Source organism: Flavobacterium ponti, from assembly GCF_042652765.1.
Lineage (GTDB): Bacteria > Bacteroidota > Bacteroidia > Flavobacteriales > Flavobacteriaceae > Flavobacterium > Flavobacterium ponti.
Genome location: NZ_JBHSGW010000025.1, coordinates 540,550 through 553,456 on the forward strand (window position 1 = coordinate 540,550; position 12,907 = coordinate 553,456).

Sequence of the window (12,907 nt, forward strand, 5' to 3'; positions counted from 1 at the left end):
TTTATATTTGGTTATTAATTTTTCAACAACAATTCAACAAATACAAATATGCCAAATATTGCAAACGACCCAAAAAGAAAATCTTGGATAAAAGTCCCTGAAAATAGCGACTTTCCAATTCAAAACATTCCTTTTGGAGTTTTTATCACAAAAGAAGACGTTATAACTATTGGAACTCGAATTGGAGATTCTGCTATAGATATGGGTGCTCTTCAACAATTAGGTTATTTTGATGGTATCGATTTAACAGACGATATGTTCATGCAAGATACACTGAACGACTTTATTTCTGACGGAAAAAAAACATGGAGATTAGTTCGAAATCGTTTATCTGAAATTTTCGATGAAAACAATCCTACTTTAAGAGACAACAAAAAGCAAAGAGATATTGTTATTTTTGATATCAAAGACATTGAAATGCAATTACCAGTTCAAATTGGTGATTATACAGATTTTTATAGTTCAAAAGAACACGCTACAAATGTTGGAAAAATGTTTCGTGATCCAGAAAATGCTTTATTGCCAAACTGGTTACACATTCCTGTAGGATATCATGGAAGAAGTTCTACAATTGTACCAAGTGGAAAAAGTATTAGAAGACCAAACGGACAAACAATGCCAGCAGATGCTACTGAACCTGTTTTTGGTCCCTCTAAATTAGTTGACTTTGAATTAGAAATGGCTTTCATTACTACAGATTCTAACTTAATGGGAGAAGCTATTCCAGTTGATGAAGCAGAGGATTATATCTTCGGAATGGTTTTGTTTAATGATTGGAGTGCAAGAGATATTCAAAAATGGGAATATGTACCATTAGGTCCATTTTTAGCTAAAAACTTTGCCTCAACAATTTCTCCTTGGATAGTAACTATGGATGCTTTAGCACCTTTTAAAACAAAAAGCCCAGAGCAATCTCCTACTCCATTAAAATATTTACAACAAAAAGATAAACATACTTTTGATATTAATCTTGAGGTTTCGCTTCAACCAGAAGATGCTGCTGAAACTGTAATTAGTAAATCAAACTTCAAATATATGTATTGGACGATGGCTCAACAGTTGGCTCATCATACAATAAATGGTTGTAGAGTTAATTCGGGAGACATGATGGGTTCTGGAACTATTTCTGGTCCAACTCCTGATAGTTTTGGTTCTATGTTAGAACTTTCTTGGGGTGGAAAAAATCCTTTGAAATTAAATGATGGAACAGAACGCAAATTCATTAATGATAATGATACTGTTATCATGAGAGGATATTGCCAAAATGAAAAAGTTAGAATAGGTTTTGGAGAGTGTTCTGGTAAACTATTGCCCGCTTTAGAAATTAAATAAAAGCATACTAAATTATAAAAAATGCCATTCCTAAAAAGAATGGCATTTTTTTTGGTTACTCTTATTTACAGTCTAAAAATTAAATATATTTGTTAAAATTATACCTTATGAAGAAAATTACTCTATTTATTGCTATTTCATTTTTTATTGCTTGTGGCTCAAAACACACTCAATCTCTTTTGAGCAATGGAAATTATGATGAAGCCATCAACAAGTCTATAAAAAAACTTGCTTCTAACAAAGATTCAAAAGGCAATCAAGATTATGTTTATATTTTGCAAGATGCTTATGCAAAAGCAACTGCTCGTGATTTAAATAATATTAATTTACTTGTCAAAGAAGCTAATCCTGCTAATTTTGAAAAGGTTTTCAACCTATATAATCAATTAGCAAATCGTCAAGAAAAAATTAAACCTATTTTACCTTTAAAACTTTTGAATAAGGGTACAAATGCTACATTTATAATGGATGATTATTCAGATGAAATTATATCTAGTAAAAATGGTTTATCAGATTATTTATATGCAAATTCTATTAAATTATTAGAATCAAAAAACAAATTTGATATTCGTCAGGCTTATGATGACTTAGTATATTTAGATAAACTGAATCCCAACTTTAAAGATGTTCGCAAAAAAATTGATGAAGCACAACTTAGAGGAACTGATTTTGTTCACGTTTTTACAAAAAATGAAACGAACATGGTTATTCCTGTTCGATTGCAAGATGATTTACTAAATTTTGGAACTTATGGATTAAATGATAAATGGACTGTTTATCACAACAATAAACAAAAAAATATTACTTATGATTTTGGTATGTTAGTTAATTTTCGTCAAATAAATATTTCTCCAGAACAAATTAAAGAGAAAGAATTTATCAAAGAAAAACAAATTAAAGATGGAACCAAAAATTTGGTAGACAATAATGGACATGTAGTTAAAGACAGTTTAGGTAACCCAATTAAAGTAGATAATTTTAAAACTATTCGTGTAAATATTTATGAATTTAAACAGTTCAAATCGTGTCAAGTAATTGCAAAAGTTGATTATTTAGATTATAGAAATAATCAAACTATTGAAACTTTTCCGTTAGTAAGTGAATTTGTTTTTGAAAACATTTATTCTACTTTTAATGGAGACAAACGTGCTTGTGAAGAAGATTATTATCCTTATTTTAACAAACGTGCCGTTGCTTTTCCAAGTAATGAGCAAATGGTTTTTGATACCGGAGAAGATTTAAAAAGCCAACTTAAAAATATTATTTCTAGAAATAGATTTAGAAATTAAACTAAAAAAAAACGCTTTCAGTGATGAAAGCGTTTTTTGTTCTATTTACAGAAAACTAATTATTTATTAGTTTTTTCACTTCAACTTTTCCATCATTCAAAGTTGTCTTAACAAGTAATACCGAAGTATTAAAATTATTCATTATTGTTAAGTTCGTGTCATTAACATTGTTTTTTTCAATTAACAATCTTCCTGATAAGTCATATATTCTAACATTATCAATGGCTGTTTGTGTACTTAAAAATTGAATTTCATTATTAGCACTTAATAATACAGTAAAAGAATTGCTTTCAAATACTTGATTGCTTAACGCTGTATTTTTATAAACAACTGAAAAACGTGATGTAAAGTCTCCTTGAGCAGTAGTAAATGTATAAGGTGATACTTTTAAATTGTGAATTGTATTATTGAATTTATCATTAATAAAAACATCTTGATTCAAAAATAAACCATCAAAATCATCGATATCAATTGTATAAGTTCCAGCAGTTAATGCTTTGAAACCTAATAAAACCTCATCATTATCACTAAAAGGCATTTGTCTACCTTGAATTACATAAGCTTCACTATCAAGTAAATTATATAAAATTGTATTGTTTGTTTCTAAAACTTTACCATCAATTGCTGTATCTACTGCATTTGTAGCTCCATCCATATAACCTACTAAAATTTGATTATAGTTGTTAGAAGCATCTTTTAAACTCAACCAAATTCTGTGTTTATCAACAACTGTGTTTGATGCATTTTTAAAGAATTGGTTACTTGCTGTGTTAGGAACTCTTTGAGCATTATTAAACACTGCACTTCCAGATACTGATGAATTAACATAAAAACCTTGACCCGTTTGAACAAAACCTACAGGTGGATTTCCTCCAGCTGCAGCAGCAGTTCCTCCAAGTGTGGTATAAGATGCATAATTACTTTGTGGATAAATTCCACTCGCATTTGCAGCAACAGTATGTGTCCAAAAGTATAAAGTAGATATTCCAGGATTATTTACTAAAAAAGTATCTGAATTTATTGGTGAAGGATAGGGATTTCCAATTAAGTTAAATCCAATTCCAATAGGAGCGGTATAATCACCATTGTTTGGTACTCCTGTAAATACTCCATTGTAAACTGCTGGACTTGAAGTTGGCCACGTATTATCAACTCTAATTAAATATCCTTTACCAGGAACAAAATTTGTATTTGCATCTACTGTTTGATATGAAGTTGCTGTAGTTGTTCCAGTATATAGATACTCATAAAAACGAGTCAATACTGTATTAGGAGAAAAAGCTAATAATTGTTGACCAACAACTGGTGAAGACCAAGCTGTATAATCTAAACGAATCATAGGTGTAGAATTTCTTTTGACAATAATATTTCCTGAATTTGGAAACACATCGTTTTGAACAATCGCTGCATAATTTTCTACTATTAATGAACCCGAAGTAACTGAAATAGCTTTTTCAACAGTAAAAGTATTTCCTGCAGTAATAGTAACATTAGCATTGTTTTGAACAGTTATAGAACAGAATGTCAAGTTACTAAACGAGTTATAGTTTCCAGTAAAAATTGCCGAAGTAGTAATATTAGGTGTTCCATTTGACCAAGCTGAACCATCCCAAGTTGTAAAAGTTGCACAAGAAGCACATGTAGCACTAATTGCATCATTTATTGTCCAATTAAAATCAGTAATAATACTTTGTCTTTGAACTGCACTTGCACAATACTCACTATTTCCTGCATGGAAACTTATATTTGGCTGCAAACTTAAAGCACTCCACCCTGCTAATAAACTATCATAATTTGCATCTGATAATTTTGATCCTCTTAACATGTTATTCATGTTTGTTACATTACTAACATTCCAATTTCCAAGATTTTGGTCAAATGCTGGAGCATTTCGTAACATAGAATTCATTAATGTTACAGAACTTACATCCCAACCTCCAATATTTCTATTAAAAACGGTTGCTCCATAAAACATACTTGCCATGTTGGTTACATTAGCAACATTCCAACCTCCCAAATTACGGTCAAATGAAGTTGCATCTCTAAACATTCCTGCCATATTAATAACGTTACTAACATTCCAGCCATTAATATTTCTATTAAAGCTAGTGGCTCCATTAAACATATTTGACATATTTACTACATTACTAACATCCCAATTACTAATATTAACATTAAAATTAGTTGCTCCGTTAAACATATTACTCATATTTGTAACATTACTAACGTCCCATGTATCTAAATTTTGATTTAACGATGTAGCATCTCTAAATGCATTTGCCATATTACTTACCAAAGTTAAATTTGGTGTATCAGCTGCATTAATTACTAGATTAGAACAACCATAAAAACTATTTTGAAAGCTTCTCCATGAAATTGAACCCCATTGTTCAACGCTCAATATTTTTAATTGATCACCCGTGTTATTAAAATATATTCTAGGAAAATTTCCTGTAATTGCAACTGTATAGGTACCAGCAGTTGCATAGGTATGTGTAATTGTTCCAGTAACATTAGTGTTATCAATTATACCATCATTCTCCCAATCGATACTGTAGTTGTATCCATTTCCATTAGTTGGAATCGTAATTTGGTTAGAGTTTGATATACCTGCATTATCTGTTTTCCATGTAGTTATGAAACTTTGCGATAGCATTGTCCCTACAAAGAACAGAAATAAGAAAGTAATTCTTTTTTTCATAATCTTTTTATTTTATGTGTCTCACAAATATACTCGATATAATGTAAATTTAGTGAGGGTTTTCACCCTTTTTTAAATAAAATACTATGAACTACAAAAAATTACGATAAAAGTCACCTGTTTTCTAATAAAAAAACACTCATAAAAAAGAATTACAAGTGTTTTTAATATTAATCAAAAAATTATTAATACAAATAAATTAATTATTAAATAGTTTTTTAAATTCAAAACTTCCATCAATCATCGTTACTTTTATTAGCAAAATTGTTGAATTAGATATATTATGAACAGTAGCTTTTTTATCATTAATCAATTTTTTTTGAAACAATGATTTACCTGATAAATCATAAATTTCAATACTATCAATTTCAGTATTTGAACTTACAAATTCAATTGTTTTATTATTTGTTAAAAATACGAAAAAATCATTTTGTATAGATTCTTCATTAGATAAAATACAAGAAGAATTAATTCCATTATCCGAAATAACCCATCCAAAACTATTTATTATGTTCTGTCTAGCATTGCTACCATTACAGTAAGTGCTTGATCCAGCGTTAAAAGCCACATCTGGTTTTAAATTAAGAGAATTCCATCCTATTAATAACGAATCATAATTTGCTGTTGAAAGTGTAACACCACTAAACATTGAAGTCATATTTAGTACGTTACTAACATCCCAATTTCCAATATTTTGATCAAATGATGTTGCTGACTGAAACATACTATTCATAGCAGTTACATTTGATGTATTCCATGAACTAATATTCTGATTAAAAGAACTTGCAGACCTAAACATAGAAGACATATTTAAAACATTTCCAACATTCCAATTTCCAATATTTTGATTAAATGATGTTGCTAATTGAAACATACTATTCATAGCAGTTACATTAGATGTATTCCATGAACTAATATCTTGATTAAATGGACATGATTGAAACATGCTATTCATTGCGGTTACATTCGATGTATTCCACGAACTAATGTCTTGATTAAATGGAGATGATTGAAACATATTACTCATTAATACAACATTTCCTGTATTCCATGAACCAATGTTTTGGTTAAAATTAGTCGCAGAAGCAAACATGGATGACATATTTGTAACGTTTCCAACATTCCAATTTCCTATGTTTTGATTAAATGAACTAGCTGAATTGAACATTGAAGACATATTAGTTACATTGGTTGTATTCCACGAACCTATATTTTGATTAAATGCACTAGCAGAACGGAACATAGAAGACATATTTGTTACTTTAAATGTATTCCACGAACCTATATTTTGATTAAATGATATTGCAGCATTAAACATTGAAGACATATTCAAGACATTAGCTGTATTCCAGTTACCTATATTCTGATTGAATAATGTAGCAAGTTGAAACATACTATTCATTGCTGTTACTTTTGAAGTATCCCAAGAAGATATATCCTTATTAAACAATGTTGCGGATTGGAACATATTATTCATCAATGTAACATTTGAAGTGTTCCATGATCCTATATTTTGGTCAAAAGAGCTAGCCAAATTAAACATTGATGACATATTAGTCACATTACTAGTATTCCATGTACCAATATTTTGATTAAATGATGTCGCTGATTGAAACATACTATTCATTAAAGTAACGTTTGATGTGTTCCATGAACTAATATCTTGATCAAATAATAACGCAGACTGAAATAAATTGCTCATATTAGTAACATTACTAGTATTCCACATACCAATATTTTGATTTAAAGATGAAGCACCTCTAAACATACTTGACATATTTGTAACCAAGCTTAAATTTGGAGAATCGGTAGCGTTTATCTCTAAATTAGAGCAACCATAAAACGCATTAAGCATACTAGTCCATGAAATTGATCCCCATTGTTCAACTGATAATATCTTTTGCCTATCACCAGTATTATTGAAATATATTCTAGGAAAGTTACCCGAAATAGCAATAGTATAAGTTCCTGGAGTTGGGTAAGTATGCGTAATGTTTCCTGTAACAGATAAGTCGTCAAAAACACCATCATTTTCCCAATCAACATTATAGTTGTAACCTGTTCCAGTTGTTGGTATAGTAATTTGATTTGAAGCAGAAACACCTACATTATCAGTCTTCCAAACGGTAATAAAATTTTGAGCAAAAGAAGCATGAGTAGTTAAAATAAAAACTAAAAGTAATTTTGTATTCATATTTATAAGATTTAGGGAGAGCAAATGTAATAAGAATACTTATAACTTGTTATTTTTTAGCCAAAATAATCTTTTTCTTATACTGATTATGAATGAACTAAACCTAAATATATAAAATTAAACAAACTGCTTCAAATCATTAGCGTCAATTCCATCATGGGAATCATGATAAACAGCTTTTCCGCTTTTAATTACAAGAATTTGTGGTGATTGATGTTGCACATTATAGCGATGAGCGATTTCATTTGAAATATCTCTGTGATTTAACAAGTCCAATAAATACCAATCTATTTTGTCTTCTGGATAATTAAATGCAGCATCAAATTGTTTCAAAGCAAAACGACTGATACTACATCTTGTACTGTGTTTAAAAATAACGACTGGTTTACCTTCAGAAATAGCATCAATTTCGTCTAATTGAGAAATCAATTCTAAACTATAAAACTTTACTTCTTTTTCATTATTATCATCAGAACTATTCCCAAACAAACTATCTAAAAATCCCATAATTGTCTTGTTTTAAGTCATTTTGACTTGTTTTATGATACAAAAATACTAAAAATCGGTCATTTTGACTTGTTTTTAACATTGGAATAACAATTGAATACTACAAGATGAAGTTTTCAAAACTTAAATGCTAAAAATAATAAAAGGAGAAAAAATATATGAACTTAAATAATTTAACCATAAAATCGCAAGAAGCTTTGCAACAAGCACAGCAAATTGCTCAAAGTTTAGGACATCAACAAATTGAAAACGAACACATTTTTAAAGGATTGTTTGATGTTGATGAAAATGTTACACCATTTATTCTTAAAAAACTAAATGTAAATATCGACCTTTTCAAAAAAGTATTGGATAGCACCTTACAAAGTTTTCCAAAAGTAACTGGTGGCGAAATACAATTGTCTCGTGATGCATCCTATATGTTAAACGAAGCCATTGCTATTGCTAAAAAAATGAATGATGAATACGTTTCTATTGAGCATTTGATTCTTGCCATTTTCAAGTCAAAAAGTAAAGTTGCCCAAATTTTAAAAGATCAAGGTGTAACCGAAAAAGGGTTAGAAAGTGCTATTGCCGAATTACGAAAAGGAGAACGAGTAACCTCTGCATCAGCAGAAGAAACTTATAATGCTTTAAATAAATATGCTAAAAACCTCAACGATTTAGCCAAAAGTGGCAAACTAGACCCAGTAATTGGTCGAGATGAAGAAATTCGCAGAGTATTACAAATATTAACGCGTAGAACTAAAAACAACCCTATGTTAGTAGGTGAACCTGGAGTCGGTAAAACAGCTATTGCAGAAGGTTTAGCACACCGAATTGTAGATGGTGATGTTCCTGAAAATCTAAAAGACAAAATTGTTTTTTCTTTAGACATGGGAGCTTTAATTGCTGGTGCAAAGTTTAAAGGAGAATTTGAAGAACGCTTAAAAGCTGTGGTAAAAGAAGTAACTTCAGCCGAAGGTGATATTGTATTATTTATTGATGAAATTCACACACTAGTTGGTGCTGGTGGTGGTGAAGGTGCTATGGATGCAGCTAATATTTTAAAACCTGCTCTAGCTCGTGGAGAACTTCGTGCCATTGGAGCAACCACTTTAGATGAATACCAAAAATATTTTGAAAAAGATAAAGCTCTTGAAAGACGTTTTCAAAAAGTAATGGTGGATGAACCTGATACTGAAAGTGCCATTTCTATTTTACGTGGAATTAAAGAAAAATACGAAACCCATCACAAAGTTAGAATTCAAGATGATGCTATTATTGGAGCTGTAGAATTATCTCAAAGATATATCACGAATCGTTTTCTTCCAGATAAAGCAATCGACTTAATGGACGAAGCGGCTTCTAAGTTACGTATGGAAATCAATTCAAAACCAGAAGAATTGGATGTTTTGGATCGAAAAATCATGCAATTGGAAATTGAAATTGAAGCTATCAAACGTGAGAATGACGAAACTAAATTAAAAAGTCTAGGCTTAGATTTAGCCAATTTAAAAGAAGAGAGAAACGAAATTTTCAGTAAATGGAAATCCGAAAAAGAAGTGGTTGATAACATTCAAAATATCAAACAAGAAATTGAAGATTTAAAATTGGAAGCCGAACAAGCCGAACGAAATGGTGATTATGGAAAAGTAGCAGAAATTCGTTATGGTAAAATTAAAGATGCACAAACAAATTTGGACGCACTACAAATTCAATTAGCTGAAAATCAAGCTGGTGATTCTTTGATTAAAGAAGAAGTCACTCGCGAAGATATTGCTGAAGTGGTGGCCAAATGGACAGGAATTCCAGTCATGAAAATGCTTCAAGGTGAACGAGAAAAACTATTGAATTTAGAAAACGAATTACACAAACGTGTCGTTGGCCAACAAGAAGCTATTGTGGCTGTGAGTGATGCCGTTCGTAGAAGTCGTGCAGGTTTACATGACATTAAAAAACCTATTGGTTCATTCTTATTCTTAGGTACAACTGGTGTTGGAAAAACGGAATTAGCTAAAGCCTTAGCCGAATATTTATTCGATGATGAAAGTGCTTTAACACGTATCGACATGAGTGAATACCAAGAGAGACATAGTGTGAGTAGATTAGTTGGTGCTCCTCCTGGATATGTTGGGTATGATGAAGGAGGACAATTAACAGAAGCTGTTCGAAGAAAACCGTATTCGGTGATTTTGTTAGACGAAATTGAGAAAGCTTATCCTGATACGTTTAATATCTTGTTACAAGTTTTAGATGAAGGTCGTTTAACCGATAACAAAGGAAGAACAGCTGATTTCAAAAACACTATAATCATTATGACTTCTAATATGGGAAGTGATATTATTCAAGAAAAATTTGATAACCTTAAAGGAAGCATTGAAGTAGCAACAGAAGCTGCAAAAGTAGAAGTTTTAGGTTTATTGAAACAAACGGTTCGTCCTGAATTTATAAACCGTATTGATGAAATTGTATTGTTCACACCTCTAACAAATGCAGATATTAGAAATATTGTAAGCATTCAGTTGAAAGGAGTAACCAAAATGTTAGCGCAACAACAAATAACATTAGATGCAACTCCAGAAGCAATTGATTATTTAGCTGAAAAAGGATTTGACGCTCAATTTGGGGCAAGACCAGTAAAAAGAATTATTCAAAGAGAAGTTTTAAACGAATTGTCTAAAGATATTTTATCTGGAAAAATTACAACTGATAGCATCATTCTTCTAGATAGTTTTGATGGAAAATTAGTTTTTAGAAATAATTGATAATTTGGTTTAGTTAGTTTGAAAAACACTTAATCTTAAAAATAGGTTGAGTGTTTTTTTTTATAGTTTATATATATTATTAAAACCATTGTAGAATAAGCCTTCATAAATTTTAAAATGATAAAAATTAATATTTATGCTAAAAAAGCAACAAAACAAAACATAATACTATTAATTTTTATTATATTAGCCTATATTAATATTTTTTTAACATAAAACCTACAAAAAAATGAAAACAAAAAATTTAATCTTACTACTGCCCATTGTGCTGTGTCTGTACACCCATGAAATGGTTGCTCAAAATTCAATTAATGCAGCTGGAGGAGATATTGTCTCTGGTGCTAATGGTTCTATTTCTTATTCAGTCGGTCAAACTATTTACAAAGTTAACAGTGGAACAACTGGTTCGGAGTTGCAAGGAGTACAGCAGCCTTTTGAAATTTCTGAAGTTTTGTCTTCTGAAAATTTCCCTCAATTAGTTCAGGATTTGGTTGTTTTTCCAAACCCTACAACCAATGAATTATTTATTTCTTTAAAAAATCTTGACAATGCTCCTATTGATTATCAAATTATAGATATTAATGGAAAAGTTTTGGTTTCTGAAAAAAACATTGCAAATCAAACTACTATTCCAGTTGCTAATTTAGCAGCATCTATATATTTTTTAAAAATAATTACCCTAAATCAAGAAGTTAAAACTTTTAAAATTGTTAAAAACTAAATATCATGAAAAAACTTTACATTATACTAGCAGTAGCTTTATTTTCAATAAATTTATTTGCTCAAGCCCCAGAAAAAATGAGTTATCAAGCTGTAGTTAGAAACTCTTCTGACGCATTAATTACCTCTAGCCCTATAGGGATGAAAATTAGTATTTTACAAGGTTCCGCAACAGGTACTGCTGTTTATGAAGAAACTCAAACTGCAACAACTAATGCAAATGGATTAGTAAGTATTGAAGTAGGAAATGGCACAGTACTATCTGGAACATTTAACACTATTGACTGGTCAACAGGATCATATTATATTAAATCAGAAATTGATCCAGCAGGAGGTACTGCATACTCTATTTCAGGTTCAAGCCAATTACTAAGTGTGCCATATGCATTATTCTCAAAATCATCTGGAGGTGTAGCTGGTTCAGAATGGACTACAAACGGAAACAATATTAATAACTCTAATACTGGAAGTGTAGTTGTTGGATCTAATGTTAACAATTCTAACTTAAACTTTTATGTTACTAACAATGCTTCTCCTAAAATGGGAATAGGAAATACTGGAGGTTTCAACAATGCTAATTCAGGTGAATTGCATTTTGCAGAAGACACTAATTATGCAGCATCAGAATGTGGAATTAAATTCAGCCATAATGGTAATTTAAATAATTTATATTTAATTGGAGGATGTCCTACACCAGATACTATTGCCAGATTTAATAGAAGTGGTTTTTCAAATATGAGAAGATTACGTTTAAGTACAAACTATAATTCTAACACTAACAATCAATTATCTGTTGATGGAAATTCAGATTTTACTGGAGATGTAACTATCACTGGAAACTTAAATGTTACTGGAAATATAGCAAAAGGTGGTGGAACATTTAAAATTGATCATCCTCTTGATCCACAAAACAAATACTTAATTCACAGTTTTGTTGAATCTCCAGAAATGATAAATATCTATTCTGGTAATATTAAAACTGATGCAAATGGATATGCAACTGTAATTTTACCAAATTATTTTGAAGCAGCCAATAAAGATTTTCGATATCAATTAACGTCTATAGGTAGTTTTGCCCAAGCTATTATTAAAGAAAAAGTAAATGGAAATAAATTTGTCATTCAGACAAATACTCCAAATGTTGAAGTAAGTTGGCAAATAACAGCAGTAAGATCTGATAAATATGCAAATGAAAACAGAATTATGCCTGAAAAAGAAAAAGAATTTAAAGGAACTTATCTACATCCTGAATTATATGGTGAAAGCAATGAAAAATCAGAAACTTTTGCTAAAAATAAGCAATTGTTGAAAATAAGTCAACAAGAAAACATTAGCATTGATGGTCAATAAATAAGTTTATTATTTCAGAACCAAAAAAAACTCCTAATCTAAACGTTAGGAGTTTTTTAAATTTTTA

8 protein-coding genes are annotated in these 12,907 nt (G+C 30.2%); 5 read left to right on the forward strand and 3 right to left on the reverse strand.

Annotation, left to right across the window (positions count from 1 at the left end; translation table 11 throughout):
* Positions 1-48: 48 nt before the first annotated feature.
* Together fahA and ACFO3U_RS10855 are read left to right on the forward strand one after the other, a co-directional pair.
* Entirely contained in the window at positions 49-1,332 is a 1,284-nt protein-coding gene (gene fahA, locus ACFO3U_RS10850; RefSeq protein WP_379741958.1) for a fumarylacetoacetase, read from the forward strand.
* Positions 1,333-1,439: 107 nt separating this feature from the next.
* The gene (locus tag ACFO3U_RS10855; RefSeq protein WP_379741960.1) at positions 1,440-2,621 is read left to right on the forward strand and encodes a hypothetical protein; all 1,182 of its coding nucleotides are present in this window, start codon (positions 1,440-1,442) and stop codon (positions 2,619-2,621) included.
* A 55-nt stretch (positions 2,622-2,676) separates the two neighbouring features.
* On the opposite strand, the gene ACFO3U_RS10860 is transcribed toward ACFO3U_RS10855, so the two are convergent.
* From ACFO3U_RS10860 to ytxJ, 3 genes are all read right to left on the reverse strand, one after another.
* On the reverse strand, positions 2,677-5,322 hold the full coding sequence (locus ACFO3U_RS10860) for a BspA family leucine-rich repeat surface protein (RefSeq protein ID WP_379741963.1): 2,646 nt from the start codon (positions 5,320-5,322) through the stop codon (positions 2,677-2,679).
* Between the two features lie 199 nt (positions 5,323-5,521).
* Positions 5,522-7,516 (reverse strand): BspA family leucine-rich repeat surface protein, encoded by a 1,995-nt coding sequence (locus ACFO3U_RS10865; RefSeq protein ID WP_379741966.1) that lies wholly within the window; start codon positions 7,514-7,516, stop codon positions 5,522-5,524.
* 117 nt (positions 7,517-7,633) lie between these two features.
* On the reverse strand, positions 7,634-8,023 hold the full coding sequence (gene ytxJ / locus ACFO3U_RS10870) for a bacillithiol system redox-active protein YtxJ (RefSeq protein WP_379741970.1): 390 nt from the start codon (positions 8,021-8,023) through the stop codon (positions 7,634-7,636).
* 158 nt (positions 8,024-8,181) lie between these two features.
* On the opposite strand from ytxJ, the gene clpB reads away from it, so the two are divergent.
* The 3 genes from clpB (at position 8,182) to ACFO3U_RS10885 (ending at position 12,840) form a co-directional block, all read left to right on the forward strand.
* Complete coding sequence (clpB, locus tag ACFO3U_RS10875; RefSeq protein ID WP_379741973.1) at positions 8,182-10,770, forward strand: ATP-dependent chaperone ClpB; 2,589 nt, start codon at positions 8,182-8,184, stop codon at positions 10,768-10,770.
* A gap of 229 nt (positions 10,771-10,999) precedes the next feature.
* Complete coding sequence (locus ACFO3U_RS10880) at positions 11,000-11,491, forward strand: T9SS type A sorting domain-containing protein (protein WP_379741976.1); 492 nt, start codon at positions 11,000-11,002, stop codon at positions 11,489-11,491.
* Between the two features lie 5 nt (positions 11,492-11,496).
* The gene (locus ACFO3U_RS10885; RefSeq protein ID WP_379741980.1) at positions 11,497-12,840 is read left to right on the forward strand and encodes a hypothetical protein; all 1,344 of its coding nucleotides are present in this window, start codon (positions 11,497-11,499) and stop codon (positions 12,838-12,840) included.
* Positions 12,841-12,907 lie beyond the last annotated feature (67 nt).